This window comes from Stenotrophomonas sp. STK16_22, assembly GCF_051984505.1.
Lineage (GTDB): Bacteria > Pseudomonadota > Gammaproteobacteria > Xanthomonadales > Xanthomonadaceae > Stenotrophomonas > Stenotrophomonas maltophilia_A.
Genome location: NZ_CP196972.1, coordinates 3,549,447 through 3,575,042, shown reverse-complemented (window position 1 = coordinate 3,575,042; position 25,596 = coordinate 3,549,447). Strand labels below are relative to the sequence as shown.

The following is a 25,596-nucleotide window of genomic DNA, read 5'->3' as shown; positions in this document are numbered from 1 at the left end:
CGTTGAATGCAGAAAGGCCGCGGCAATGCCGCGGCCTTTTCCGTTGGTGCTGCCGCGATCTGGCAGGCACAAAAAAACAACGGCCCCTTGCGGGGCCGTTGCTGCATCAGCTGATCAGTGGATCGATCAGAACTTCTGCTTGTACTGCATGTACATGTAGCGGCCCGGCAGGTCGTACTGCGGGTCGAACATGTTGTACGAGGTGTAGTACGAAACCGGCGGGCTCTTGTCCCACGCGTTGTTCAGGCCGACCATGATGGTGCCCTTCCACGGCGTGTTGTAGCGGAACTGGATGTCGTGGTAGGTCGTGGCACCAATGTGGTTCGTTCCCTTCGCGCCATCAGAGCAGTATGCGAAGGTTTCCGGTTCCTTGACTGGATCAAACGGGCACGGTTCGGTCATGCCGGACTTGTAACGAATGCCGTAGTTGACCCCGAAGTCCCCGTAGGACCAGTCCACATACAGATTGGAACGGATGCGCCAGTACGGATCCTGGTCGAGATAGCGTCCCTGGCGACCCTCGATCGGAGCATCCTGGGTCGACTTGGTATCCCACTTGGACAGGTAGGTGCCGTCCAGAGTGATGGTGAACTGGCCGATCGAAGTTTCCGGCAACTTGTACAGGATGCCCAGATCCCAACCTTCCACCTTGTACGACGCCAGGTTCTGCAGCGGCATGTTGACGTTGGTGATGGTGTAACGCTGGTTGGTGCTGCCGTAGTTCGGGTCACGCGTGATCAGGCCGCAGTTGGCTGCCTGCTCCTGCGCGGTGCCGCCATAGCAACGATCCATGATGTCCTGGATGGCCGGACGGGTGATGGCGTCCTCGATCTTGATCTGCCACCAGTCCAGGGTCACGTTCAGACCCTGCACGAAGCTCGGGCTCCACACCAGGCCCAGCGTCTTGCTGGTCGAGGTTTCCGGCTTCAGGTTCGGGTTGGCCTGCCAGGTGAACGGCTCAGGAGTCTGCTTCGCACCACTACCAGCGCCCGGCTGAACGAAGCCGATCGGCACGCCCTCTGCCGCACATTGTGCCGCGATAGCGCCGGTACGGCGACCAGACGTTGAGGAGCACGGATCGATGTAGCTCTCGAACGAGTCAGCATCACCGCGATACAGGTTGTTGATGCTCGGGGCGCGGAAGCCTTCCGAGTAGTTACCACGCACCATCAGGTCGTCGATCGGCTTCCAGCGGAAACCGAACTTGTTGTTGGTGGTGTTGCCGAAGTTGCTGTACTTCGAGTAGCGGGTTGCCGCGCTGAAGTCGAGCAGCTTGGCGCCCGGCAGGTCAGCCAGCACCGGGATCGACAGTTCCAGGAAGAACTCGTCCAGGTCATAGCTACCCTTGGTGGGCGATGCTCCGTTGCCGGTGCTCAGGCCAGAGGCGATGAAGGCGTCCGGATCGAACTGACCGGTTTCCTTGCGATATTCGTAACCAGCTGCGAAGCCCAATGCACCCGCCGGCAGCTGCACGATTTCGCCGGAGATGTTGGCGTAATAACCCTTGGACACCAGGCTGGCGGAGTCATGCGCGGTGAACGAGGTGTAATCCAGTGCCTCCTGCGAGATCGAACCCATCCCACCCAGCGGATTGATCGGGGCGCAGCCCGGAATGATTGCGCCAGCGGAGTTGAGGCACACTGCCTTGCCATCGCGGATCGCCGAGGGACCATATGCCTCGGCCAGACGCTGCTTGTTGAACAGACCGTAGGTCAGATCGTTCTGGTCGGTCTTGTCGTAGCGGTAGCCGACATCCCAGTCGAAATTACGGTCGGCGAATTCGAAGAAGCCCTCGAAACCACCGTAGAAGTGCCAGTTCTTGACGTTCTGGTTGAACGAACGTCCACCGGTTTCGTTGAAGCGGCGCGCGACGCCAGTCAGGTCAACGCCGTACGGATTGTACATGCTGCCCGCGCTGAGGCGCTGGCCGGTGACCGGCATGGCAGCCAGCAGCTGTTCTGACTTGCGTTCGTTGTACATCGCCTCGGTGCGGAAGGTGATGTTGTCGGTAACGTTGTAAGAACCCACCGCGAACAGCGAGGTGCGCTCGTTGGGGGTCAGCAGGTAGTTGTCCGGCGCGGTGTTGTAGCCGTGAACATTGGGATCGAACGGCGTTTCCACGCCGTTGAGGATGATGTAACGCTCGTCGTTACGCAGATACGAACCCGGAATACCGGTGCTGCTCTGGCCGCTGAAGAACGGCGGGCCACCGGCGGAGATCTTGCGATCGCCGGCCATCACGGCCTTTTCGTTGACGTAGGAGACGCCCAGCACCAGCGAAGCGCGGTCAGTGGTGGTGCCCAGAGTGAAGTCGGCCGCTTCGCGGTCGCCGTCACCGGCGCTGTACTGGCCCTTGTAGAAGTTGGCTTCCGCGCCATCGAAGTTCTGCTTGGTGATGATGTTCACCACGCCGGCGATCGCGTCCGAACCGTAGATGGTCGATGCGCCGTCCTTCAGGATGTCGATGCGCTCGATCATCGCGGTCGGGATGGTGTTCAGGTCGACGCTGCCATCCAGGCCGGTGGTCCAGCGACGGCCATTGACCAGTACCAGGGTGCGCTCGGAACCCAGGTTGCGCAGGCTGACGCCGGCCGAACCGTCACCGCCGTTGTTGTAGGTACGGTTCAGGGCGGCACCGTTGGCGGCAACGCGCTGCAGGATGTCGGCGACCGAAGTCACGCCCTGCTTGTCGATGTCGGCGCGGGTCAGGCTCAGGACCGGCTGCGAGGTTTCGATGTCGGTGCTCTTGATGCGCGAACCGGTGACCGAGATGCGGTCAAGGTTGGTCGCTTCCTGGGCCTGGGCAGTGGCAGTGGACGCCACACCGGCAACGAGCGCGACCAGAACGGCATCGCGCAGCTTGTTGGACTGGAAATTCATTGGCTCTCTCTCTCCAAGAAATCTTGGCTGGGTTAATGCCCGGCGGGGGAGCGAAAAGCGCTCCCAAATCGCGAGGCTGAGCCGATAGTAGCGGGCGTTCGCCAAGAATTAAAGCTGCGTTAATCAAGTCTATGATTTTGGTGAAAATGAAAATTGATGCACGAAATCAAGGGGTTGAATCGCAGGTGACATCACTCTGTCTCGTTTGTTAGCGCAAAGTGACGAAAAAAGTTTCCGTTGATGTGTATCGCAGTGTGTCGACGTGAATTGCGCGGTATCCAATTCGTCGAAAAGCGCTCTGCGTGTATCACGAACGCGCATACGCAACGGGCGCCTTTCGGCGCCCGGGAGAAGTCACTGCAGGAAGACCCAGGAGGTGGGGTCAGAGATCCTGTTCGTAACGCACATACGGCACGGTGCCGTCGTCATTGCTTTCATTGCGCGGGGAGAACGGATTCTTGCCGCGGCTGATCACGTTCTCGGCGCCAACGGTAAGTTGGCCAGACCACGGGGTACGCCAGGTCAGGCCGATGCCCAGGCCCTCCCACTTGCCGGGCTTGCCCGGCACGTCGATCACGCGGCCGATGATGCTGCCGGTGAAGTTGCCGTAGCCGGCGCCGATGCTCAGGCTCTTGCTGTCCCAGCGGTCGACGATGGACGGTGCGGCATCGGCCAGCGGTACCAGGCGGGCCTTGGCGTAGGTACCGGCGATCGAGACAAAACCCTCGCGGCCGATGTTCTTCTGCGCGAATACGGTCAGGTCGTTCTGCTCGGCGCGCAGCGAGGGGGTCTTGTTCGGGCCGGACAGCCACGCCGGCAGCGTTTCACGGCCGGTGCCGGCGGTGATGCCGAGACGGCTGCTGCCGCGGTTCAGCGCAGCGGTACCGGTGAAGCGGCGGCTGTTGAGGTCGTCGTCGTCACCCAGGCTGGCCAGCATGCAGTGACTGGCCAGGCCGCTCATGCTGGTCCCGCTGCTGCTGTTGCAGAGCAGGCCCAGCGAATCGCCGGAGGACAGGCCGAAGGCTGCATCCAGCGAGTTACGGCCGAAGTGCCAGCGGGCGCCGGCGGCCTGTTCACCGGTGGGCTCCAGGTACAGCAGGGCCTCGACCTTGCCGCTGCCCTTGTTCCATACCGGCAGCACGGTCCGGGTGTCCTTGCTCTGCGCGTGCACGCCCGTGATCGCGCCAAGGGCGATCAGCAGGGCCAGCGGTAGACGCAGGAAGGTACGCATCGGACCAGTTCAGACAGGGACGGACAACGGAAGTTCCCGCGGAGACGGGAACTTGATCCTAGGGTGTTTATGAATTCTTAACAAGCCTTGATCCCCCCAGATGCAAGACAAGCCGTTTACTGAAGCCGTTCAGGCGCCGGTACAGTCCCCTCGGCACCGTGGAACAGTATGCCGAACTCCGTCAAAGGAAAGTGATACTCCCGCCCGCAGAATTCGCAACGGACCTCGACGGCGCCGGTGTCTGCGGCTGCGGCACGGGCCTCGTCCTCGCCCAGCGACTGCAGCATCGACGCGACCCGCTCGCGGGAACAGGAGCAGGCGAAGGACAGCGGCTTGCCGCCCATCAGTTCCGGCTTCTCTTCGTGGAACAGGCGGTGCAGCAGCTGCTCGGCCGGGGTCGCCAGCAGCTCGGCTTTGCCCAGGGTCTCGAACAGGGCGCTGGCACGCGCCCAGCCGTCTTCGTCACCCTCGTCACCCGGCAGCTTCTGCAGCAGCAGGCCGGCGGCGCCGTTGCGGTCGGCGGCCAGCAGCAGGCGGGTCGGCAGTTGTTCGGACTGGCGGAAGTAGTCCTCGAAGGCCTCGTCCAGCTCCGGTGCGGTCAGCGCGACCAGGCTCTGGTAGCGCTGCGGCTCGCGCGGGTCCAGGCCCGGGTTCTCGATGGTGATCGCGAGCAGGGCGTCATCACCCAGGCTGGACAGGTCGCGCGGCGCATCGGCGCCGTCGCTGAGCTGGGCGATGCCGCGCAGGGTACCGGCGGCGGTGCACTCGGCAAACAGGGTGCGCAGCGCGGTGCTGCTGCGCAGCTGGATCGAAAGGCGGCCATCGATCTTGGTGTGGCCGGTGAACAGCGCCGAGGCCACGCAGGCCTCGCCGAGCAGTTCGGCGGCGGTATCCGGGTACTCGGCGTGGGACAGGATCTCCTGCCAGGTAGCCTGCAGGCGCACGTGGACGCCACGGACGCCAGCGTCGGGAAGCAGGAAGCGGATCAGGGAATCGGGGTTGGCGGTCATCGGCTCACATCGCGCGTAAACGAGGGCGGTTGCCGGATAATGCGCCGACAACCGGATAGAAGAAGGATGCACCAGTAATGGGGGCAGGGGGAGAGCAGCACAAGGTGGAGGCCATCGCGGAAGTCCCGCGCCGCAGGCGCTGGCGCTGGAAACGGCTGCTCTGGCTGCCGCTGCTGCTGGCCGCTTTCAGCTGCCTGCAGGTACTGGTGCTGCGGTTCATCGACCCGCCGGTATCCACGGTCATGCTGTGGCGCTATGGCGAGGCATTGGGGGAGGCCGACTGGTCCTATCGCCTGCATTACCAGTGGTGCGACCTGGACCAGATGGCAGCGAGCCTGCCGATCTCGCTGGTGGCCGCGGAGGACCAGCGCTTCCCCGACCACAATGGCTTCGACCTGCAGGCCATCGAGAAGGCCCGCGACCACAACGCCAAGGGCGGACGCCTGCGGGGGGCCAGCACGATCAGCCAGCAGGTCGCCAAGAATCTGTTCCTCTGGCAGGGCCGCAGCTGGGTACGCAAAGGCCTGGAAGTCTGGTACACGGTGCTGATCGAAGCACTGTGGCCGAAGGAGCGCATCCTGGAGATGTACGCCAACATCGCCGAGTTCGGCGATGGCGTGTATGGCGCGCAGGCAGCGGCGCAGACGTTCTGGGGCAAGGATGCGGCCAGGTTGACCCCGGCCGAGAGCGCGCGGTTGGCGGCGGTGCTGCCGGCACCGCGGCGCTACAACGCGGCGGCACCGGGGCCGTATGTGCAGCGGCGTGCGGCATGGATCCAGCGCCAGGCCCGGCAGCTGGGCGGCGCGGCTTACCTGTCGGAAGACTGAGGACACCTGCCCTCGGGGCGGCAGGCCATGCACCTGCAGGCAACGTACAATCCGGGCATGAACCGCGAACGCCTTACTTTCGTCATCGCCGCCTACAACGAGGAGCAGGCGCTGCCGTGCCTGCATCCCCGCCTGTGTGCGGTGCTGGACGGAATGCCCGACATCGATGGCCACATCCTGTATGTGGACGATGGCAGCCACGACGGTACCTGGCAGGTGATCGCAGGATTGGCGCAGGACGACGCGCGCGTATCGGCGTTGAAGCTGTCGCGCAATTTCGGCAAGGAGGCCGCGCTGACTGCCGGCCTGGATCTGGTGCGCGACGGCGCGGCGATGATCCTGGATGCCGATGGCCAGGACCCGCCGGAACTGGTGCCGCAGTTCGTTGCGCGCTGGCGCGAGGGCCATGACAACGTCTATGGCACGCGCATGGCCCGCGATGGCGAAGCCTGGATCAAGCGCGCCACGGCGGCGGCGTTCTATCGGGTGATCGGTCGCCTGTCACGCACGCCGATCCCTGCCGACACCGGTGACTTCCGCCTGTTGTCGCCACGCGCGCTGAGTGCGCTGCGCGAGATGCGTGAACGCCACCGCTTCATGAAGGGCCTTTTCAGCTGGGTCGGATTCAAGCGTATTGCTGTGCCCTACCACCGTCACGCGCGGGTGGCCGGATCCAGCAAGTTCAGTCTGTGGCGGCTGTGGAATTTCGCCTTGGAGGGCATCACCGGGTTCTCGACCGTTCCCCTGCGGGCGGCGACCTACATGGGCCTGGCAACGGCGGCGGTGGCCTTCGTATTCGGCGTGTGGGTGATTGCCAAGGCGGCCCTGTACGGTGACCGCGTGGCGGGTTGGCCGACGATGATGGCGGTGATCCTGTTCCTGGGCGGGGTGCAGTTGATCGCGCTGGGCCTGATCGGCGAGTACCTGGGACGGCTGTACGAGGAATCCAAGCAGCGCCCGTTGTACCTGGTTGACGCCTGGCTAGCATCCGCCGTGGCAGACTCTGCCCTGCAACCCACCCTCGGAGGGCAGGCAGATGACCACGGTACGGCAACTGTTGGACGGCAAGTCTCCTGAAGTACATGCGGTCGCGCCGGATGCGGCGGTGATCGATGCGATCCGGTTGATGGCGGAAAAGGGCATTGGCGCGGTGCTGGTGATGGACGGTCCGCGGCTGGTCGGGATCCTTTCGGAGCGCGACTACGCGCGCAAGATCGTGCTGCGTGATCGTTCGTCGCGGGATACGGCGGTGGCCGAGATCATGACGGCGAAGGTGGTGACGGTCTCGCCGGGCGAACAGGTAGAGCATTGCCTGCAGCTGGTGACCGACTACCGCATCCGCCACCTGCCGGTGGTGGAGGGGGCGCAGGTGCTGGGGGTGATTTCCATCGGCGACCTGGTGAAATCGGTGATTGATGCGCAGCGGCGCGAGCTGGATCAGCTGCAGCAGTACATCGTCGCCGGGTGAGGGTGTCGCTGGCGGGCCTGCGGCCCGCCGGCCCGCTTTTCGAAGCCAGAGCCACAGCCAAAGCCACAGCAGCGCCTTCCTGATACGTTGGGAGGCGGAGGGTGCGGCTGGGCAGGACACGCCGTAAACCCATCCATGGGGGCTCGATGGCGCCATCCATGGCGCCAACGGTCCTGCCCAGCCGCACCCTCCGCCTCTGGACACATTTCTGCGAGCGCGGTGCGTACATGCGCGGTGCCTCGCCCTTGGTAGCTGCCAACCTTGGTTGGCAACAGCTTTTGACTTTGCTTTTTTCTTTTGACTTTGAATTTCCGCTCTCGTTCCGCGCGCGCAGGAAACTGTCGGAAGGGGGACGGGTGACGCAGGCAGGACCGTTGGCGCCATGGATGGCGCCATCGAGCCTACAGGGACGTACTTGCGGCGTGTCCTGCCTGCGTCACCCGTCCCCCTCAGGCCGCGATCAATGCAGGCGCCGCGAACAACGCTGTAAACCTACTTCGCATACTGCCCCCCGCAGTCGGCATCCTTCCCCGGCCCCAGTTCGATCGTCGCCAGCAACGCCGCCGGCGGCGCGATGCTGCCCAGCGCCAGGGCCACGGCGCCACGAATACCCAGCGCCTTGAAGTCCGGGCGGAACGACGGGTCCTTGAACGTGCCACTGATACGCAGCGGAGAGCGCAGAACCAGGATGCTCTTGTCCTTCGGGCGAGGTTTCAGCAGCAGGTCCAGGCTCTCGTCGCGCAGGCTGACCGTGCCTTCGCCGATGAGGATCGTGTCGGTGGTATCCACCGCCAGTGCCTGGCTGGTCATCAGGCCGTCGCGCACGCCGAAGTCGGCGAAGGCGCAGCGCAGCGGGATCTGCTTGTCGCCGGTCACCAGGAATTTCAGCGATTCGGTAATGTCCAGCCCCGCCAGTTCCATTACCAGGTTACCGACATGGCCGCGGCCCATCGCCAGGCCGACCTTGCCATCGCTGCTGCCCAGCATCGCGGCGATCGAGTTGCCGCGCCCGCTCAGGTCCACCTCGCCGCCGATGCCGCCCTTGGCCTGCTCGGCCAGTTTCGCGTCCGGAAACAGCTGGCCGAGCTGCACGCCGCGCACGCTGGCCTTCAGGGCGGTGCTGATCTGCGGACGGCGCGCGTCCATGCGGATCGTGCTGCGGATATCGCCTCCGGCCACGCCGAAGTTCAGCGGGTCCAGCCGCAGTACGCCGTCATCCAGCAACAGGTGCGCGTCCATGTCGTCCAGCGGCAGTGATGGCGCGTTGATGCGGTGGGCCTTCCAGCGCACGTCGGCATCCATCGCGCGCAGCTTGCCGAGGTTGTAGGGCGTGTCGGGCAGCACGCGTGCGCGGGCGGCAACCCGTGCGGCCTCGGCCTTCTGTTCAGCGTTGGCGGTTTCGCCGCCGCCGGTTTTCGGTGGGGCACCGACGAAGCCGGCAAGGTCATCGAAGTCCAGGCGCTTGGATTCCAGCGTGGCGGTCAGCCGCGGCCGCGCACCGCCCACTTCGAACTGCAGATTGCCGCCGAGGTCGCTGTCACCGACCTTGCCGGTGAAGGCGTCGTAGCGCCAGACGTTGTGGTCACGCTTGAGCCGGCCGTTCAACGCATAGGGCGGCGACGGCGGAATGGCAATGCCGAGCAGCGGATAGAGGTCGGCGAGGTCCTGGCCGCTGAGCGCAAACTGCAGATCGAACACGCGCAGCTGGAAGGGATTGGTCAGCGTGCCACTGGCTACCGCGTGGGTGGCGCCTGCTCGGCCATCGAGATGGATGCGGAACGGATGGTCGCTGTCGGTCAGCTCCAGCGGTGATTCCGTGCCGCCACGCAGGGTGAACGGATTGCCCTGCCAGTGTCCCTTGCCCTGTACCAGCAGCGGTGGCGCCGCATCGGCCTGTTTCGGCTGGCCGCTGCGCACGTCCACGCGGATATCGGTACGGCCGAGCGCGTCGAGGAACTGCAGGCGACCGTCATCGATGCGCAACCGTTTGAGCTGCGGGCTGGTCCCACCGGCGCTGCCACCGAGGAAATCCCAATTGCCCGGTTCGCCCTTGCGCGGGGCGGTTTCCAGCAGCACGTCCGGCCGGGTCAGGCGTACTTCGGGCAGCTGCACGCTGCCACGCAGCAGGGGCCACACCCGCACGTCGATCTCGACGCGGTCTGCGGTGGCCATATCGGGTTGCTTCGCCCAGCTGGCATTGGCGAAGGTGATCGCATCGGCGCGGATCGTACTGGTGCGGCCGAGGTCGACATCAAGGTTCCCGATGTGCAGCGCACGGCCGGTACGTGCCTGCACCGCACGCTCAACCGGCCCCTTGAACCAGTTCCAGTCCCACAACGCGATCAGCAGCAGGAGTGCCGCCAGCAGGAAGATCAGGATCGTGAGCCAGCGCCGGCCTCGTGGGCCGGGGCGGCGGAGGCGCCAGCGGGTCGTGCGCTTTGTGGCAGGGGAGGCGGCAGCATTCACGCTGCCATGGTTGCCCCCTCTTCGTGGACAGGGCGCGAAGCGTCCATGTGCGTGGTGTGCACACGCCGCGTTCGAACGCTGGTTTACAGCACCTGCATGGTGACTGCGACGAAGTGGCAGACGCTGCCACCGATCACGAACAGGTGCCAGATCGCATGCGAATACGGGATCGATTCACGGTGGTAGAAGTAGGTCCCCAGCGTGTACGACAGGCCGCCGGCGAACAGCCAGGTGAGGGTGCCGCCGTCGATCGAAGCCCACATCGGCTTGATCGCCACGACCACCAGCCAGCCCATGGCGATGTAGATCACCGTTGAGAGCACCTTGAAGCGGCCGGTGTAGAACAGCTTGAACACCACGCCGCCCAGCGCCAGCGCCCAGATCGCGGTGAACAGGCCCCAGCCCCACGGACCACGCAGGCCGATCAGGGTGAACGGGGTATAGGTGCCCGCGATCAGCACGTAGATCGCGCAGTGGTCGAACACCTTCAAGCGGCCCTTGGCGACCGGATGCTGGATGGCGTGATACAGCGTGGAGGCGGTGTACAGCAGCAACAGCGCGATACCGAATACGATCGCGCTGGCCAGCTGCCAGCCGTCGCCGTAGATCGCAGCCAGGGTGATCAGCACCGCGCTGGCTGCCAGGGCGAACACCGCGCCCAGGCCATGGGTCAGGGCGCTGGCGATTTCTTCACGGATCGAAGCAATGGACGTCGTGGACATGGGCATGGGCATCGTTCACGGGGAGGGGGACCCGCGTCCCCCTATCATCGCCGCGATGGCCGCCGTGTGCACGCCCGTCACCGTATGGTGGGTGAATCCCTGCGTTGCGCCGATGAATCCGTGAGCGGTAGATCCACGCCATGCGTGGATGAACCACCCGCGACGGCCGGGGGCAGAGCCCTTTCCTTGCGGAAAGGGATCCGGCCCGCTGGCATCAGCCCACCGAAACCGTATGCGCCGCTTCGCGGGTGGCCGAGAAGCGCACATCCGGCGAGCGTTCCTGCGCCAGCTGCAGGTTGACCCGGGTCGGTGCCAGGTAGACCAGGTGGCCGGCTGCATCCAGCGCCAGGTTCAGCGCATTCTTCTCGCGGAACTCTTCCAGCTTCTTCTCGTTGCTGCAGTGGACCCAACGCGCAGTGGTCACGCTGACCGGCTCGAAGGTGGCTTCCACGCCGTACTCGTCCTTCAGGCGGTAGGCGGCCACGTCGAACTGCAGCACGCCGACCGCACCCAGGATCAGGTCGTTGCTGGTCAGCGGGCGGAAGAACTGGGTCGCACCTTCTTCGGACAGCTGGGCCAGGCCCTTCTGCAGCTGCTTGAGCTTGAGCGGATCGCGCAGGCGTGCGCGGCGGAACAGTTCCGGGGCGAAGTTGGGGATGCCGGTGAAGGTGACCGCTTCGCCTTCGGTGAAGGTATCGCCGATGGAAATGGTGCCGTGGTTGTGGATGCCGATCACATCGCCCGGCCACGCCTCGGCGGCGATCTCGCGGTCGCTGGCCATGAAGGTCAGCGCGTTGGCCAGCTTCATTTCCTTGCCGGTGCGCACGTGGAAGGTCTTCATGCCGGCGCTGAAGCGGCCCGAGCAGACCCGCATGAACGCCACGCGGTCACGGTGCTGCGGGTCCATGTTGGCCTGGATCTTGAAAACGAAGCCGGTCAGCTTGTTCTCTTCCGGGGCGATCTCGCGGCCGGTGGTGGAACGCGCCTGCGGCGACGGGGCATGTTCGACGAAGAAGTCCAGCAGCGGCTGCACGCCGAAATTGTTCACGCCCGAGCCGAAGAACACCGGGGTCTGCTTGCCGGCGCGGTAGGCGTCCAGGTCGAACGGATGGCTGGCGCCCTGCACCAGTTCCAGTTCGTCGCGCAGGTCGGCCAGCATCTGTGCACCGATCTTCTCGGCCAGGCCGGGCGCATCGATGGACGGGAAGATGGTCGAGTCCTGGCGGGTGAAGTTGCGGCCCGGTTCGTACAGGTGAACTTCGCCGGTCAGCAGGTGGACCACGCCCTTCAGGCGCTGGCCCATGCCGATCGGCCAGGTCACCGGCGCGCACTGGATGCCCAGCACGGTTTCCACTTCATCCAGCAGCTCGATCGGGTCCTTGCCCTCGCGGTCGAGCTTGTTGATGAAGGTCATGATCGGGGTGTCGCGCAGGCGGCAGACTTCCATCAGCTTGATGGTGCGCTCTTCCACGCCCTTGGCCACGTCGATCACCATCAGCGCCGAGTCCACCGCGGTCAGCACGCGGTAGGTGTCCTCGCCGAAGTCGGCGTGGCCGGGGGTGTCGAGCAGGTTGACGATCTTGCCTTCGTACGGGAACTGCATCACTGAGGAGGTGACGGAGATGCCGCGCTCCTTTTCCAGCGCCATCCAGTCGGAGGTGGCGTGGCGGGCGGCCTTGCGGCCCTTGACCGAACCGGCCATCTGGATCGCGCCTCCGAACAGCAGCAGCTTTTCGGTCAGCGTGGTCTTGCCGGCGTCAGGGTGGGAGATGATGGCGAAGGTGCGGCGACGCGACGCTTCGTTGGCGACTTCGGACATGGCAGTGGCGCCCGCCCGGGGCGCTTTTCAAAGAGATAAGCGCCCGATTATACCGGCCGGGGCCGTTCAGCGCCCGATGCCGCCCTCGACCTCGTCCTGGCGGGCGAACTGCAGTTGGCCCTGTTCGGCGAAGATCCGTGCCGGCACCGAGCGCAGGCCCATGCCGCGGTTGACCTGCACCACGAAGTGCAGGTGCGGCGCGCTGCTGAAGCCGCTGTTGCCGGACAGGCCGAGCGGCTGCCCGGCCCCCACCGCCTGGCCGCGACGCACGCGCATGCCGCCGGCCTGCAGGTGGCCGTACAGCGCCATGCTGCCGTCGCTGTGCAGCACACGGATGAAGTTGGCGCGGGCACCATCACGTTCGCGGTCCTGGCCGTTGCCACGGAAGCCATCCTGGATCTGCATCACCGTGCCCTCGCGCGCGGCCAGCACCAGCGTGCCCTCCGGCAGTGCGAAGTCCACCGCGTCGCGGTTCTCCTCGTCATCGTGGCTGAACCGGCCCTGCGGCGCCTGGTCCACGCGCGGACGGGCCGCATCGAAAGGCAGGCGATAGGCGACATCTTCGGCCTGTGCGGCCGGGTTGCCCGGCACCGACTGCAGGCGCAGATCCAGCGTGCGGCCATCGAGCGGGGCGGGCAGGTGGCCGACCACCAGGCTGCTGTCGCCCTGGATCAGCGATTGCAGCGGCAGCCCTTCGACCGGGCGTCCGGGTGCAGCGCGCAGTTCGATCTGCAGCGGTCCTGCCAGCCCATTGTCGATCCGGGCCTGCCATTGCGTGCCGACCGGCTGCAGGCGCAGCCGGGCCATGGGGGCGGCGCCCTCGGCACTGCCAGCGTGGGTGGTTGGGGTGGCGGGGGAAACCAGTCCCCAGCCCTGGCGCCAGTCACCGGCGCTGGCCGTCGTGCTCGCCAGCAGGGACATCAGCAGGCAGGTCAGGGGCAGGCGCAGCATCAGTGGTTCCAGAGGGTAGGGACCGCCGGGACTGTAGCCGATCCTGAACAGGACGACCGCGACCGCCTTCGCATAGTCGCGTTGAAAATATTCATCGCTTTATCCGCATGAAGGGATTGACAGTGCCGGAAAGGGCTGGCATCGTGGCTCCACCATCGAGACCGGCAGAGGGACAGGCCCTTTGAAGCCGGGGCAGCCCGCGGATGCGAAAGCGTCTGCGTAGGTGCCAAATCCTGCGGGGACCGTGGCGTCCACCGAAAGATGGTTCGAACCATGCACCCCACGTGCATCTCGAACGCGGGCCCCGCGAAGGCTCGATGGCCGATTTCCCAACCGGATCCCGCCATGAGCTTCGCCGCCAGTACCGCGCTTCGCCCCGAACCCTTTGTCCCCGTCAGCGTGCCGGTCGAAGACCGCGTGCATGCCGAGCGCGGTGAGTTCGCCGCGGTGCTGTCGATGCGTCACGCCGGCCCCAGCCCGGTGCGCCTGCGCTATGAGTGGGTCGGCCCGGCCAATGCGCCGGTGGTGGTGCTGGCCGGTGGCATTTCCGCCCATCGCCACGTGGCGTCCAATGCACAGTTCAGCGAGAAGGGCTGGGCCGAAGACCTGGTCGGCAGCGGGCGCGCGCTGGATCCGCAGCAGCTGCGTGTACTGGCCTTCGACTTCATCGGCGCCGATGGTGCACTGGATGTGCCGATCGATACCGCCGACCAGGCCGATGCACTGGCGCTGCTGCTGGACCATCTCGGCATCCGCACGCTGAAGGCGTTCGTGGGCTACTCCTACGGGGCGCTGGTCGGCCAGCAGTTCGCGATCCGCCACCGTGCACGCGTGCGCCAGCTGGTGCTGGCCAGTGGCGCGCATCGCCCGCATCCGTATGCCGCCGCCTGGCGCGCATTGCAGCGCCGCGCGGTCGCGTTGGGCCAGCTGCAGTGCGGCGAAGACCACGGTCTGGCGTTGGCCCGGCAGTTCGCCATGCTCAGCTACCGCACCCCGGAAGAGTTCGGCGAGCGCTTCGATGCCGCGCCGGAAGTGATCAATGGCCGCGTGCGCGTGGCCGCCGAAGACTATCTCGACGCTGCCGGTGCGCAGTACGTCGCGCGCACGCCGGTGACTGCTTACCTGCGCCTGTCCGAATCGATCGACCTGCACCGCGTCGACCCCACCGCGATCCTGCCGCCCACCGTAGTTGTCGCGGTGGAGGGTGACCGCCTGGTGCCGCTGGCCGACCTGGTCGGTCTGGTCGAAGGACTGGGCCCGCGCGGCAGTCTGCGCGTGCTGCGCTCGCCCTACGGCCACGACGCCTTCCTCAAAGAAACCGATCGCATCGACGCGATCCTCGCCACCGCCTTCCGCACTTCTGGAGAGTCCGCATGAGCCTGCACGCAAACGAGCCGTCCTGTAGTCGCACCACTGCCGCCGTCCGTGCCGGCATCGATCGGGACACCGCGCATGGTGCGGTCACGCCGCCGATCGTGCTGTCGTCGAACTTCAGTTTTGAAGGCTTCGGCAACAAGCGCCAGTACGACTACACGCGCAGTGGCAACCCGACCCGTGACCTGCTCGGCGAGGCGCTGGCGGAACTGGAGGGCGGCGCCGGCGGCGTCATCACCGCCACCGGCATGGGTGCGATCAACCTGGTGTTGAACGCATTGCTGCAGCCGGGCGACACCCTGGTGGTGCCGCACGATGCATACGGCGGCAGCTGGCGCCTGTTCAATGCGCTGGCGAAAAAGGGCCACTTCGAACTGGTCACCGCCGACCTGACCGATCCGCGCGCACTGGCGCAGGCGCTGGCCACGCAGCCGAAGCTGGTGCTGGTGGAAACCCCGTCCAACCCGCTGCTGCGCATCACCGACCTGCGCTTCGTCATCGAGGCCGCGCACAAGGCCGGTGCACTGGTGGTAGTCGACAACACCTTCCTGTCGCCGGCACTGCAGCAGCCGCTGTCGTTCGGTGCCGACCTGGTGCTGCATTCCACCACCAAGTACATCAATGGCCACAGCGATGTGGTCGGTGGTGCGGTGGTCGCGCGCGATCCGGCGCTGCACGAGCAGCTGGTGTGGTGGGGCAACGCGCTGGGCCTGACCGGCTCGCCGTTCGATGCGTTCCTGACCCTGCGCGGCCTGCGCACGCTGGATGCGCGCCTGCGCGTGCACCAGGAGAACACCGCGTCGATCGTTGCCCTGCTGGACCAGCATCCGGCGGTCGGCGCGGTGTATTACCCGGGCCTGGCCGATCACCCGGGCCACGCCATCGCCGCGCGCCAGCAAAGCGGCTTCGGCGCGATGCTGTCGTTCGAACTGGCCGACTGCGAAGGCGATGATCCACATGCCGCAGTGCGTGCCTTCGTCGATGGCCTGCGCTGCTTCACCCTGGCCGAATCGCTGGGTGGCGTCGAAAGCCTGATCGCGCACCCGGCCACCATGACCCATGCGGCGATGACCGCTGAAGCGCGCGCGGCCGCCGGCATCAGTGAAGGCCTGCTGCGCCTGTCGGTCGGCATCGAGGCCGAGCGTGACCTGCTGGCTGATCTCGGCGCAGCGCTGCAGCGCGCCGAAGCCGTGATCGATGCGGCTGCGCGCCGCAAACAGGTGGTGGATGCATGAGCGCGCTCGCCGCTGACATTCCTGCGCTGGGCGTGGGACGCCTGGCGCTGCTCGGCACCGGCACGGTGGGCTCCGCCTTCGTGCAGCGCTACCAGGCGTTGCAGGCACGCGGGTTGGAACTGCCCAGCGTGCAGTGGCTGGCCAATTCGCGCACCGCACTGGCGATCGACCGTGATCTGGCGTTGCCGCTGGAGCTGGCACGACGCGCACCGCGTGACGGTCTCAGCTCACCGCCATGGGCGAGCGCCGAAGGGCTGGAACGGGGTGACGTGGTGGTCGATGCCACTGCCAGCGAAGATGTGGCCGCACGTCACGTGCAGTGGCTGGCGCGGGGGGTGCACGTGGTCACCGCCAACAAGCTGGGCCGCGGTGCGCAGCTGGCACGTGCCACGGCCATCGCCGAGAGCTGCGCAGACAGTGGCGCACGCTATGGCGACAGCGCCACCGTCGGTGCCGGCCTGCCGTTGCTGAGCAGCCTGCGCGCGCTGGTAGCCGGTGGCGACCACATCCACGCCATCGAGGGCGTGCTGTCCGGCTCGCTGGCGTGGCTGTTCCATCGCTATGACGGCCAATCGCCGTTCTCGGCGGCGGTGCGCGAGGCGCTGGCGGCCGGTTATACCGAACCGGACCCGCGTCTGGATCTGTCCGGCGAGGACGTGCGCCGCAAGCTGCTGATCCTGGCGCGCAGCAGCGGGCTGGCGCTGGATGCTTCGCAGGTGCAGGTGGATTCACTGGTGCCTGAAGCGCTGGCAGCGCTGCCGCTGGAGGATGCGGTGGCTGCGCTTGAGCAGCTGGACGCGCCGCTGCAGGCGCGCTGGCAGCAGGCACGCGACAATGGTCGTGTGCTGCGTTTCGTCGGCCGCGTTGATGGCGAGGGTGCGCAGGTAGGTCTGCGCGAGTTGCCGGCCGATCACCCCTTGGCGCAGGGTGCGGGCACCGACAACCGCGTGGCCATCCACAGTGATCGCTACCGCCGCCAGCCGTTGCTGATCCAGGGGCCGGGCGCGGGTGCGGAAGTCACTGCGGCCGCGTTGCTGGATGACGTGCTGCGGATCGTGGGTTGATGTCCGTGCTGCTGCGCTCGCCGGGCCATGCCCGGCGGGCCCGCAATCTCAACGCGACCTCAACGCCTTCAACAATGCCGCATTGAACTGCTTCGGGTCCTGCACCTGCGGCGAATGGCCCAGTTCGGCGAACTCGACCAGCGTCGCGCCCGGAATGGCCGCCGCCGCTGCTCTGCCCAGCACCGGATAATTGCCCAGCGTCGCCTTCACCGCAGGCGGCGCCAGGTCACGGCCGATCGCGGTGCGGTCCTTCTGGCCGATGAACAACGTGGTCGGCACCTGCAGATTCTTCAGTTCGTAGACCACCGGCTGGTTGAACACCATGTCCGATGCCAGTGCCTGGCTCCACGCAACGACCTGCTTGCCCGGGCCTTCATACATGCCCGACTGCATCCGCGCCCACGGTTCATACGCCGGCTTCCATTTGCCGTCGTAGTACACGTCCAGCTGGTAGCGGCGGATGCTGTCATAGCTGATGTTCATTTCGCCGGCGTACCACGTGTCCACGCTGCGCCAGGGAACACCCAGCGCCTTCCAGTCTTCCAGCCCGATTGGATTGACCAGTGACAGGCTGCGCAGGTCCTGCGGGAACATCAGCGCGTAGCGCACCGCCAGCATGCCGCCCATCGAATGACCGACCAGGTGCACCGGTACATCACCCAGCTGCAGCTGTTGCAGCAGGGCATGGGTGTTGGCGGCCAGCTGCGCGAACGAATACTGGTAGCGCTCGGGCTTGCTGGATTTGCAGAAGCCCACCTGGTCCGGGGCGATCACCCGGTAGCCGGCGGCGACCAGTGGCTTGATCGATTCCTTCCAGGTGGCGGCACAGAAGTTCTTGCCGTGCAGCAGCACCACCACGCCGATGGGCGCCTTCTTCGGCGCGATGTCCAGGTATGCCATCTCCAGCGGCTGCCGCTGCGATTCCAGCCCGAAGGTCTTCACCGGATAGCCGTAGTCGAAACCCTCCAGCCGCGGCCCGTAAGTGGGCGCGGCCAGCGCAGGCAGTGGCAGGCAGGCAAGCAGGGCGGCAGCGATCACGCGCATGGGGCAGTCCGGGGCGAGGGAGCCCCGAGCCTAACCGGAACGCGGTGACGACGTCGTCCGATGTTGAGCCGGGCTCACGCCCGGCTGCAGGGTAGAGCCAGGCCATGCCTGGCTGCGGCCATCAGCACTCGATGACGTTCACCGCCAAGCCACCGCGGCTGGTTTCCTTGTATTTGTCCTGCATGTCGCGGCCGGTATCGCGCATGGTCTTGATCACCTTGTCCAGCGACACCTTGTGCTTGCCGTCGCCGCGCATCGCCATGCGCGAGGCATTGATCGCCTTCACCGCACCCATCGCATTGCGCTCGATGCACGGAATCTGCACCAGTCCACCAATCGGGTCGCAGGTCAGGCCCAGGTTGTGTTCCATGCCGATTTCAGCAGCATTCTCGATCTGGCTCGGGTTGCCGCCCAGCGCCGCGACCAGGCCGCCGGCCGCCATTGAGCAGGCCACGCCCACTTCGCCCTGGCAACCCACTTCGGCACCGGAGATCGAAGCGTTTTCCTTGTACAGGATGCCGATCGCCGCCGAGGTCAGCAGGAAGTCGAACACGCGCTGCTCGTTGGCGCCGGGGCAGAAACGGTCGAAGTAATGCAGCACGGCGGGCAGCACGCCGGCTGCACCGTTGGTCGGCGCGGTCACCACGCGACCACCGGCGGCGTTTTCTTCGTTCACCGCCAGTGCGTACAGGTTGACCCAGTCCAGCGTCGTCAGCGGATCGCGCATCGCCGCTTCCGGCTTCGACGACAGCTCGCGGTACAGCGCCGGTGCACGACGGCCGACCTTCAGGCCACCCGGCAGCACGCCTTCCTCGCGGATGCCACGCGCGACGCACGACTGCATCGCGCTCCAGATCTCGCGCAGGTTGGCGCGGATCTCGTCTTCGCTGCGCCAGCACTTCTCGTTCTCGAACATCAACTGGGCAATGCTCAGGCCGCTGCGTGCGGTCTGCGCCAGCAGCTCGTCGCCGCTCTTGAACGGGTAGGGCAGCGGGGTCTCGTCGGGCACGATGCGGTCATCGGCCGCGTCGTCCTGGTTGACCACGAAGCCGCCACCGACCGAGTAGTAATCGCGGGTGGCAATTACTTCGTCCTCGGCGTTGTACGCGGTGAAGCGCATGCCGTTGGTGTGGTACGGCAGCTTCTGGCGCTTGTTCATGCCGAGGTCGCGCTTTTCGTCGAAGGCGATCTCGTGCTGGCCCATCAGCTGGATGCGCTTGCTGCTGCGGATGCGCTCCAGCGTCGCCGGAATGATGTCCGGGTCGATCAGGTTCGGCCGCTGCCCTTCCAGGCCGAGCAGGATCGCCTTGTCGGTACCATGGCCGCGGCCGGTCAGCGCCAGCGAGCCATAGACATCGGCGCGGATGCGCGCGACCTCGTGCAGGCGGCCCGGGTCGAGCAGCCAGCGGTGGATGAATCGCTCGGCGGCCTTCATCGGCCCGACGGTGTGCGAGGAGCTCGGGCCAATGCCGATCTTGAAAACGTCGAACGTGCTGACAGCCATGGTTGCCGTACTGCGGGTACCGGAAGAGACCGCTATTCTAGCGGTTCACGCCGCACTTCAATGGCTGCGGCGCAGCATTTCCACCAAGGGGACCCTGCCGGTGTTGACTCTGTTCCAGCGTGACGACTGCCACCTGTGCGACATGGCGCTGGCCGAGCTGGCCAAGGCCCGGGCGCCGGAATTCGAATCGGTGTTCCTGGATGACCAGCCAGCGCTGGAATCGCGCTACGGCGCGCGGGTGCCGGTGCTGCGCGACGAGCGCGGCGACCGTGAGCTGGACTGGCCGTTCGATGCGGCTGCGGTTCGGGCGTGGCTGGCCGTCGATCGGTAGTGCCGGCCGCTGGCCGGCACCTGCCCGCATCGGTGAGGTTGCCGGCCAGCGGCCGGCACCACCGGAGATGATGGCCGGGGCGGTGCCCGGCCTGTTGATCATTTCGCGTCGAACTTCACGATCGTGCTGATCGCGGTTTCGTCCGGGATGGTCTTGGTGTCGGCCCAGTCACCGCTGCCGACGCCGAAGTCCAGGCGCTTGACGGTGGCCTTGCCGGTCAACACCGGCTGGGTGCCCGGCTTCCAGGTGAAGGTGAGGGTGACCGGCTTGCTGACGCCGCGCAGCTCCAGCGTGCCGTCGGCGGCGAACTGGTCGTTGCCCACCGCACGGAAGCCCTTGGCGGTGTAACGCGCAGTGGCGAACTTGCCGACGTTGAAGAAGTCGGCGGTCTGCAGGGTCGAGTCGCGGTCGCTGTTGCCGCTCTTGGCACCGGCCAGCGGAATCACCACGTCCAGCGAACCGGCGGCCGGGTTGGCCGGGTCGAAGCTGAGCTTGGTGGCAAAGCCCGGGAAGCTGCCGGTGAACACTTCGCCGTCGTACTTGGTGGCGAACACCAGGATCGAGCCGGCGCCGGGGGCCTGGGCGTAGTCCGCGGCGAGCGCCGGGGCGGTGGCCAGCATGCCGGCCAGGGCGGCGGCCACGGCGGCCGGAGTGGTCAGTTTCAGGTTCATCGGTCAGTCCTTCTGAGGGGAGGCGAGCCAGCCGCGCGGCAACATGCGGGACAGCGTTGCATCGCGCTGGAACAGGTGGTGGTAGAAGGCAGCGCCGGCATGGGCCAGCACCACCGCGATCAACAGCCAGAAGCCGTATTCGTGGATGGCGTGGGACACCGCGACGACCTGCGGATCCGGGCCACTCAGTTTGGGCACATCAACCAGGCCGAACCAGCGGAACGGGCGCAGGCCACTGGCCGAGTCGTACAGCCAGCCCGACAGCGGGATGGCGAACATCAGCACATACAACAGCACGTGGGTGGCGCTGGCGATGCGCTCCTGCCAGCTGGGCACGCCCGGCACCGGCTTGGGGGCGCCGGCGTACAGGCGCCAGCCGAGGCGGAACAGCACCAGCGCCAGTACGGTGATGCCGATCGACTTGTGTGCGGTGTAGACCCAGAAGTACTTGGGCGTCTTGGGCAGTTCGCCCATGGTCAGGCCGACCACGCCCAGGGCGAGGATCAGCAGTGCGATCAACCAATGCAGGATCTGGCTGACACTCCCCCAGGCGGCGGGGGTGTTCTTGGCGGTCATGAAAGGTCCTCTAGCGGGCCGTCTTGGGGTCGGAGTGCGGAACGGGAGCGGGAGTTCCCGGGGCGTCGCTGCGGTCGAGGGTGGCTTCAGCCTCGATCCTCAGCTGTACTGCATCACCGATGACGCCCGGCCAGGCGGTGATGCCGAACGCGCGCCGGCTCAGCGTGGTGCTGGCGGAAAAACCGGCGGTGCGTCGGAACGGGGGGAGGGGGTAGCGCTTGATGGCGTTGAGGGTCACGTCCAGGGTGACTTCCTGGCTGACGCCGCGCAGGGTCAGGGTACCGATCACGTGGGCGCGCCTGGCATCGATCGGTTCGACCCGGCTGGAGACGAAATGTGCCTTCGGGAAACGCTCGCCATCCAGAAGGCTGCGGGCCAGCGTGGCCTGATTCCATTTGGCATCACCAAGGTCCAATCGCGACACGGGGACCTCGACATCCAGTGTGGCCTCGCGCCAGTTGTCGGGATCGAACTGCAGGCGGCCCTCACTGCCGGAGACCGTCCCCATCGCCTGCGAGTAACCCGCGTGGTCGATGGTGAACAGCACACGCGTATGCACCGGATCGAGGCGATAGGTATCTGCATCCGCCCAGGCGGGGGCGGTGGCGAGCAGCATCGGCAGCAGGGCCAGGCAGGGACGCATCGATGGCGGGCTCCGGAAGGGGGACGTTGCGATCATACGCACAGCCCCCCGCCAACGTTGCGTGCATGGCTGCAACAGTTCGTGGTGGGTCCACCGGTGGAAACAGGCTGTTGCAGCCATGAACCCGGCCCTGTGTGACAATCGGGACAGGACAGGGGGTTCAGGATGACGAGCGGTTGGCGCCTGTGGTGCCGAGGCATCGCGGGAATGGGGCTGCTGCTGATGGCGTTCGCCACGGCGGCCACGGCCCTCGACATGGCGGAAACACCGCGCCTGCGCCGTTTCGGTGCAGCTGAAGGCATGCCCTCGCGCATGGTGCTGGCGCTGGCCGAGGACCGCCAGGGCCATATCTGGGCGGCCACCGATGGTGGCCTGGTGCGCTATGACGGCGGCAACCTGCGGGTCTGGGAACATGATCCGGAGCAGCCGGGCTCGCTGCCCGGCAACGAGATCGAGACCCTGCTGGTCGATCCCCTGGACCGCGTCTGGGTCGGCATCAATGGCAAGGGCGTGGCCCGGCTGGATGCCGACCGCGAACGCTTCAAGACCTTCGATGCGGTCAACGGCCCCTGCATGAGCCAGTTCTGGACGCTGGCCTACGCCGAGGATGCACTGTGGATCGGCACCAGTGGCCATGGCGTCTGCCGTTTCGGTGAAGACGGCAGCCTGCGCTTCTTCGAGCATGATCCGGCCCGTCCTGGCGGGTTGCCCAGCAATACCATCTACAGCAGCCTTGTCGACGCGCAGGGGCGACTGTGGATCGGCACCGAGGCGGGCATTGCGCGCTGGAACGGGACTGGATTCGAGGCTGTCGCGCCGCGCGAACTGGGGGCGCTGAGTGTGTTGCGCCTGAGCCGCGACCCCGATGGCTCGATCTGGGCCGGCAGCCAGAATGACGGCCTCTACCGTATCGACGCGCAGGACCGGGTCAGCCGTCCGCGCTGGGCCGACAGTGCACACCTGCGTTCGGCACTGGTGCTGGCCGATCGCCAGGGCGGTTACTGGGCGGGCACCTCCGATGGCCTGTTGCGTGGAGATGCCAGCATGCTGCGGCGGCTCGACGGCGACCGCGGCAGTGGCTTCCTCACTGCCCAGAGCGGTGTGCTTGATCTGATGCAGGACCATGAGGGCGGATTGTGGGTGGCGCTGCTGACCCAGGGCCTGGCCTACCTGCCGCCGGACTGGCGCCGGTTTTCGATCTGGAACCAGCTCGACGGCAAGCCGCTGGACAGCCAGTACCTGCTGAGTGCAGCCAGTGATGGTCGGAATTACTACGTCGGCTCAGCGCATGGCGTGTACCAGCTGGACGCGCAGGGAGTACTGAAGTTGCTGGCCAGCGATCGCGAGATCGGCAGCGGGGCGGTGTGGTCGGTGCTGCCGCGGCCGGACGGGCGCCTGTGGCTGGGGCGTGCCGGCCGCATCAGCGTGTACGACCCGGCCACCCGCGCGCTGCACGATTGGCATATCGATGGGGGAGCCGATCTGCGCCAGCGCATCGATCTGATGCGGCAGGCCCCCGATGGCACGGTCTGGCTGTCGGTGATGAACCTGGGCCTGCAGCAGCGCAGCGCCGATGGCCGCGTGCTGCGTAGTTACCCGCTGGAGGATCTCCGCAAGACCGCCGATTCACCGGTTGAGCAGATCCGCTTTGATGCACAGGGCAAGGCCTGGGTGATGGGCGACATGGGGATCTGGCGTGAACAGGCCGGGCGCTTCGAAGCGGTGCCGGGTGTTTCGCGCGGGCTGATCTACGATCTGGTGTGGGTGGATCCGCAGCAGCTGTGGCTGGCCCGGCAGGGCGCGCTGGAACGCTACCAATGGGATGGCATGAGCCTGCGCCTGATCCAGCGCATCGATGGCAGTGCTGGCGTGCCCTCGGTCAGCATGGGCGGACTGGCGCTTGCCGAAGACGGCCGCCTGTGGGCGACCACGCCACGTGGCCTGCTGCGGTGGGACCCGAAGACGCGCCGCCTGCAGCAGTTCAACGAACGCGATGGCCTGCCCGACGCAGAGTTCACCAGCAGGCCGCCGGCGGTGAATGCCGATGGTCGCGTGCTCGCGGTGGCCCAGACCGGCCTGGTCGTGTTCGATGTGAATGCTGCCGATGCGGTGCTGCCGCCGTCGTCGCTGGTGATCGCCGAGGTCCGCGTGCGGCGTGATGATGCCCGCGGCTGGCAACCGCTGCCGACCACCGGCACGCTGTTGCTGGGGCCGGATGATCGTGATCTGCAGATCGATGCGCGACTGCTTTCCTATGCCAATCCGCAGGGCAACCGTTACCGCTTCCGGGTGCAGGGCTACGACCAGAACTGGGTGGAGCAGGGCGGTGACGGCCAGCGCACGCTGTCGCGGCTGCCGACCGGCAGCTACGTCATTGAAGTCCAGGCGGCAACGGCCAGTGGCACGTGGACGCCTTCACAGCGGTTGCAGGTGAAGGTGCTGCCACCCTGGTGGCGCAGCGGCATGGCGATCTTCGGCTACCTGCTGATCGGCTCGCTGCTGCTGCTTATCCTGGTGTGGTCGATCCGTGCGCGCCTGCGCCGCCGCCAGCAATGGCAGTTGACCGTGCACAAGCAGCAACTGGCAGAGCAGGCCTCCCAGGCCAAGAGCCGGTTCCTGGCCACGCTGGGCCATGAGGTGCGCACGCCGATGACCGGTGTGCTCGGCATGAGCGAGTTGCTGCTGGCCACCCCGCTGGATGCGGTGCAGCGCAGCTATGCAGGCTCGATCCAGCAGGCTGGCAGCCACCTGCTGCGGCTGGTCAATGACGCACTGGATCTGGCCCGCATCGAGGCCGGCCGGCTGGAGCTCGACCTGCGCCCGTTCGATCTGGCTGGCCTGCTCGACCAGGTGCAGGCGTTGATGGAGCCGATGGCGAAGCAGCGCAACCTGGGGTTCCAGCGTGGGGGCGATCCGCCGGGGCCGATCAGCGTCAGCGGCGACGAGATGCGCGTGCGGCAGATCCTGCTCAACCTGCTGGGCAATGCAATCAAGTTCACCGAGCGCGGGCACGTCGGCCTGGCCGTGCGCCTGGAAGAGAACGGTGGCGGACTCCGCTTCGAAGTGCATGACACCGGCCCGGGCATCAACGCCGAGCAGCAGGACCGGCTGTTCCATCGCTTCGAACAGGCGGACGGCCCGCGCACCGCGTCGCGCTATGGCGGCAGCGGGTTGGGCCTGGCGATCTGCCAGGAGCTGGCCGTGGCCATGAACGGACGCATCGAAGTGGACAGCCAGCCGGGCAAGGGCGCGCGATTCCGGGTGTGGTTGCCGCTGCCCTGGATCCGGCAGGCCGCCAATGCGCCGGGCGAGTCGCCGGTGCTGCCGGTGCTGCCGCCGCTGCGCATCCTGCTGGTGGAAGATGACGCGACCGTGGCCGAGGTCATCGCCGGCCTGCTGCGTGGCCGTGGCCACGACGTGGTGCATGTGCTGCATGGCCTGGGCGCGCTTTCGGAGATTGCCACCGATGGTTTTGACGTGGGCCTGCTCGATCTCGATCTGCCCGCGCTGGACGGCACCGCCATCGCTCGCCAGCTGCGTACCATGGGCTATGAACTCCCCCTGGTGGCGGTCACCGCGCGCTCCGATGCCTACGCCGAGACCCAGGTCCTGGCGGCCGGGTTCGATGGCTTCCTGCGCAAGCCGGTGACCGGTGACATGCTGGTGACTGCCATTGCCCAGGCGCGCGCAAAACGACAAACCGCCCTTTGAATGCGCCAGCGCCGGGCGTGAACGGCGCGACTTTCGGTTTACCATGCCGACGCCCGTAGTGCGGGAATC

At 66.5% G+C, this 25,596-nt stretch carries 20 protein-coding genes and 1 riboswitch; of the genes, 8 read left to right on the top strand and 12 right to left on the bottom strand.

What is annotated here, in order from left to right; translation table 11 throughout:
- Positions 1 to 126 precede the first annotated feature (126 nt).
- From ACSYAO_RS16685 to hslO, 3 genes are all read right to left on the bottom strand, one after another.
- Complete coding sequence (locus ACSYAO_RS16685) at positions 127 to 2,880, bottom strand: TonB-dependent receptor plug domain-containing protein (protein WP_049401415.1); 2,754 nt, start codon at positions 2,878 to 2,880, stop codon at positions 127 to 129.
- A 382-nt stretch (positions 2,881 to 3,262) separates the two neighbouring features.
- Positions 3,263 to 4,111 carry an XOO1806 family protein gene (locus ACSYAO_RS16680; protein ID WP_049420960.1) on the bottom strand — a complete coding sequence of 283 codons (849 nt, stop codon included), beginning with the start codon at positions 4,109 to 4,111 and terminating at the stop codon, positions 3,263 to 3,265.
- A gap of 116 nt (positions 4,112 to 4,227) precedes the next feature.
- Positions 4,228 to 5,121, bottom strand: a complete 894-nt coding sequence (hslO, locus tag ACSYAO_RS16675; RefSeq protein WP_032130068.1) for an Hsp33 family molecular chaperone HslO — start codon at positions 5,119 to 5,121, stop codon at positions 4,228 to 4,230.
- 77 nt (positions 5,122 to 5,198) lie between these two features.
- On the opposite strand from hslO, the gene mtgA reads away from it, so the two are divergent.
- From mtgA to ACSYAO_RS16660, 3 genes are read left to right on the top strand one after another with little or no spacing between them, the layout of a single operon-like run.
- Positions 5,199 to 5,948, top strand: a complete 750-nt coding sequence (mtgA, locus tag ACSYAO_RS16670; RefSeq protein ID WP_049463535.1) for a monofunctional biosynthetic peptidoglycan transglycosylase — start codon at positions 5,199 to 5,201, stop codon at positions 5,946 to 5,948.
- Positions 5,949 to 6,005: 57 nt separating this feature from the next.
- Positions 6,006 to 7,025 (top strand): glycosyltransferase family 2 protein, encoded by a 1,020-nt coding sequence (locus tag ACSYAO_RS16665; protein ID WP_049401430.1) that lies wholly within the window; start codon positions 6,006 to 6,008, stop codon positions 7,023 to 7,025.
- Positions 6,985 to 7,416, top strand: coding sequence for a CBS domain-containing protein (locus ACSYAO_RS16660; protein ID WP_019336409.1), 432 nt, complete (start codon positions 6,985 to 6,987; stop codon positions 7,414 to 7,416). Before ACSYAO_RS16665 ends, ACSYAO_RS16660 begins: the two co-directional genes overlap by 41 nt.
- 492 nt (positions 7,417 to 7,908) lie before the next feature.
- Here the strand turns inward: ACSYAO_RS16660 and ACSYAO_RS16655 are convergent, their stop codons facing one another.
- The 4 genes from ACSYAO_RS16655 to ACSYAO_RS16640 form a co-directional block, all read right to left on the bottom strand.
- Positions 7,909 to 9,882: an AsmA family protein gene (locus ACSYAO_RS16655; RefSeq protein WP_149909232.1), complete on the bottom strand. Its 1,974-nt coding sequence runs from the start codon at positions 9,880 to 9,882 to the stop codon at positions 7,909 to 7,911.
- Positions 9,883 to 9,965: 83 nt separating this feature from the next.
- Positions 9,966 to 10,604: a PAQR family membrane homeostasis protein TrhA gene (trhA, locus tag ACSYAO_RS16650; RefSeq protein ID WP_005410682.1), complete on the bottom strand. Its 639-nt coding sequence runs from the start codon at positions 10,602 to 10,604 to the stop codon at positions 9,966 to 9,968.
- 214 nt (positions 10,605 to 10,818) lie between these two features.
- Positions 10,819 to 12,423 carry a peptide chain release factor 3 gene (locus ACSYAO_RS16645; RefSeq protein ID WP_014038155.1) on the bottom strand — a complete coding sequence of 535 codons (1,605 nt, stop codon included), beginning with the start codon at positions 12,421 to 12,423 and terminating at the stop codon, positions 10,819 to 10,821.
- Between the two features lie 66 nt (positions 12,424 to 12,489).
- Entirely contained in the window at positions 12,490 to 13,374 is an 885-nt protein-coding gene (locus tag ACSYAO_RS16640) for a M23 family metallopeptidase (protein ID WP_121504649.1), read from the bottom strand.
- Between the two features lie 149 nt (positions 13,375 to 13,523).
- Positions 13,524 to 13,642: riboswitch (SAM riboswitch) on the top strand.
- Between the two features lie 77 nt (positions 13,643 to 13,719).
- On the opposite strand from ACSYAO_RS16640, the gene metX reads away from it, so the two are divergent.
- The 3 genes from metX to ACSYAO_RS16625 are packed head-to-tail and all read left to right on the top strand — an operon-like array spanning position 13,720 to position 17,047.
- Complete coding sequence (gene metX, locus ACSYAO_RS16635) at positions 13,720 to 14,751, top strand: homoserine O-succinyltransferase MetX (protein ID WP_049401407.1); 1,032 nt, start codon at positions 13,720 to 13,722, stop codon at positions 14,749 to 14,751.
- The gene (locus ACSYAO_RS16630; protein ID WP_032127792.1) at positions 14,748 to 15,983 is read left to right on the top strand and encodes an O-succinylhomoserine (thiol)-lyase; all 1,236 of its coding nucleotides are present in this window, start codon (positions 14,748 to 14,750) and stop codon (positions 15,981 to 15,983) included. Before metX ends, ACSYAO_RS16630 begins: the two co-directional genes overlap by 4 nt.
- A complete protein-coding gene (locus tag ACSYAO_RS16625) occupies positions 15,980 to 17,047 on the top strand; it encodes a homoserine dehydrogenase (protein ID WP_032127793.1) in 1,068 nt (355 codons plus the stop codon). Before ACSYAO_RS16630 ends, ACSYAO_RS16625 begins: the two co-directional genes overlap by 4 nt.
- A 48-nt stretch (positions 17,048 to 17,095) precedes the next feature.
- On the opposite strand, the gene ACSYAO_RS16620 is transcribed toward ACSYAO_RS16625, so the two are convergent.
- Together ACSYAO_RS16620 and ACSYAO_RS16615 are read right to left on the bottom strand one after the other, a co-directional pair.
- Positions 17,096 to 18,091, bottom strand: a complete 996-nt coding sequence (locus ACSYAO_RS16620) for an alpha/beta fold hydrolase (RefSeq protein ID WP_149909231.1) — start codon at positions 18,089 to 18,091, stop codon at positions 17,096 to 17,098.
- A 121-nt stretch (positions 18,092 to 18,212) separates the two neighbouring features.
- Positions 18,213 to 19,595 (bottom strand): L-serine ammonia-lyase, encoded by a 1,383-nt coding sequence (locus ACSYAO_RS16615; RefSeq protein ID WP_024956918.1) that lies wholly within the window; start codon positions 19,593 to 19,595, stop codon positions 18,213 to 18,215.
- A 100-nt stretch (positions 19,596 to 19,695) separates the two neighbouring features.
- Here ACSYAO_RS16615 and ACSYAO_RS16610 point away from each other — a divergent pair, with 100 nt between their 5' ends.
- Positions 19,696 to 19,926 carry a glutaredoxin family protein gene (locus ACSYAO_RS16610; RefSeq protein ID WP_149909241.1) on the top strand — a complete coding sequence of 77 codons (231 nt, stop codon included), beginning with the start codon at positions 19,696 to 19,698 and terminating at the stop codon, positions 19,924 to 19,926.
- 98 nt (positions 19,927 to 20,024) lie between these two features.
- Here the strand turns inward: ACSYAO_RS16610 and ACSYAO_RS16605 are convergent, their stop codons facing one another.
- From ACSYAO_RS16605 to ACSYAO_RS16595, 3 genes are read right to left on the bottom strand one after another with little or no spacing between them, the layout of a single operon-like run.
- Positions 20,025 to 20,597 (bottom strand): YceI family protein, encoded by a 573-nt coding sequence (locus ACSYAO_RS16605; protein WP_010482754.1) that lies wholly within the window; start codon positions 20,595 to 20,597, stop codon positions 20,025 to 20,027.
- A 3-nt stretch (positions 20,598 to 20,600) separates the two neighbouring features.
- Positions 20,601 to 21,173, bottom strand: a complete 573-nt coding sequence (locus tag ACSYAO_RS16600) for a cytochrome b (protein WP_005410672.1) — start codon at positions 21,171 to 21,173, stop codon at positions 20,601 to 20,603.
- Positions 21,174 to 21,183: 10 nt separating this feature from the next.
- Positions 21,184 to 21,816 carry a YceI family protein gene (locus ACSYAO_RS16595; protein WP_049461928.1) on the bottom strand — a complete coding sequence of 211 codons (633 nt, stop codon included), beginning with the start codon at positions 21,814 to 21,816 and terminating at the stop codon, positions 21,184 to 21,186.
- A 165-nt stretch (positions 21,817 to 21,981) separates the two neighbouring features.
- Here ACSYAO_RS16595 and ACSYAO_RS16590 point away from each other — a divergent pair, with 165 nt between their 5' ends.
- Positions 21,982 to 25,527 carry a hybrid sensor histidine kinase/response regulator gene (locus ACSYAO_RS16590; protein WP_149909230.1) on the top strand — a complete coding sequence of 1,182 codons (3,546 nt, stop codon included), beginning with the start codon at positions 21,982 to 21,984 and terminating at the stop codon, positions 25,525 to 25,527.
- Positions 25,528 to 25,596 lie beyond the last annotated feature (69 nt).

What these genes read in the sequence shown, in the direction of transcription:
- ACSYAO_RS16685 (WP_049401415.1), bottom strand. Translation starts at nt 2,880, where the DNA reads ATGAATTTCCAGTCCAACAAGCTGCGCGATGCCGTTCTGGTCGCGCTC.
- ACSYAO_RS16680 (WP_049420960.1), bottom strand. Translation starts at nt 4,111, where the DNA reads ATGCGTACCTTCCTGCGTCTACCGCTGGCCCTGCTGATCGCCCTTGGC.
- hslO (WP_032130068.1), bottom strand. Translation starts at nt 5,121, where the DNA reads ATGACCGCCAACCCCGATTCCCTGATCCGCTTCCTGCTTCCCGACGCT.
- mtgA (WP_049463535.1), top strand. Translation starts at nt 5,199, where the DNA reads ATGGGGGCAGGGGGAGAGCAGCACAAGGTGGAGGCCATCGCGGAAGTC.
- ACSYAO_RS16665 (WP_049401430.1), top strand. Translation starts at nt 6,006, where the DNA reads ATGAACCGCGAACGCCTTACTTTCGTCATCGCCGCCTACAACGAGGAG.
- ACSYAO_RS16660 (WP_019336409.1), top strand. Translation starts at nt 6,985, where the DNA reads ATGACCACGGTACGGCAACTGTTGGACGGCAAGTCTCCTGAAGTACAT.
- trhA (WP_005410682.1), bottom strand. Translation starts at nt 10,604, where the DNA reads ATGTCCACGACGTCCATTGCTTCGATCCGTGAAGAAATCGCCAGCGCC.
- ACSYAO_RS16645 (WP_014038155.1), bottom strand. Translation starts at nt 12,423, where the DNA reads ATGTCCGAAGTCGCCAACGAAGCGTCGCGTCGCCGCACCTTCGCCATC.
- ACSYAO_RS16640 (WP_121504649.1), bottom strand. Translation starts at nt 13,374, where the DNA reads ATGCTGCGCCTGCCCCTGACCTGCCTGCTGATGTCCCTGCTGGCGAGC.
- metX (WP_049401407.1), top strand. Translation starts at nt 13,720, where the DNA reads ATGAGCTTCGCCGCCAGTACCGCGCTTCGCCCCGAACCCTTTGTCCCC.
- ACSYAO_RS16630 (WP_032127792.1), top strand. Translation starts at nt 14,748, where the DNA reads ATGAGCCTGCACGCAAACGAGCCGTCCTGTAGTCGCACCACTGCCGCC.
- ACSYAO_RS16625 (WP_032127793.1), top strand. Translation starts at nt 15,980, where the DNA reads ATGAGCGCGCTCGCCGCTGACATTCCTGCGCTGGGCGTGGGACGCCTG.
- ACSYAO_RS16620 (WP_149909231.1), bottom strand. Translation starts at nt 18,091, where the DNA reads ATGCGCGTGATCGCTGCCGCCCTGCTTGCCTGCCTGCCACTGCCTGCG.
- ACSYAO_RS16615 (WP_024956918.1), bottom strand. Translation starts at nt 19,595, where the DNA reads ATGGCTGTCAGCACGTTCGACGTTTTCAAGATCGGCATTGGCCCGAGC.
- ACSYAO_RS16605 (WP_010482754.1), bottom strand. Translation starts at nt 20,597, where the DNA reads ATGAACCTGAAACTGACCACTCCGGCCGCCGTGGCCGCCGCCCTGGCC.
- ACSYAO_RS16600 (WP_005410672.1), bottom strand. Translation starts at nt 21,173, where the DNA reads ATGACCGCCAAGAACACCCCCGCCGCCTGGGGGAGTGTCAGCCAGATC.
- ACSYAO_RS16595 (WP_049461928.1), bottom strand. Translation starts at nt 21,816, where the DNA reads ATGCGTCCCTGCCTGGCCCTGCTGCCGATGCTGCTCGCCACCGCCCCC.
- ACSYAO_RS16590 (WP_149909230.1), top strand. Translation starts at nt 21,982, where the DNA reads ATGACGAGCGGTTGGCGCCTGTGGTGCCGAGGCATCGCGGGAATGGGG.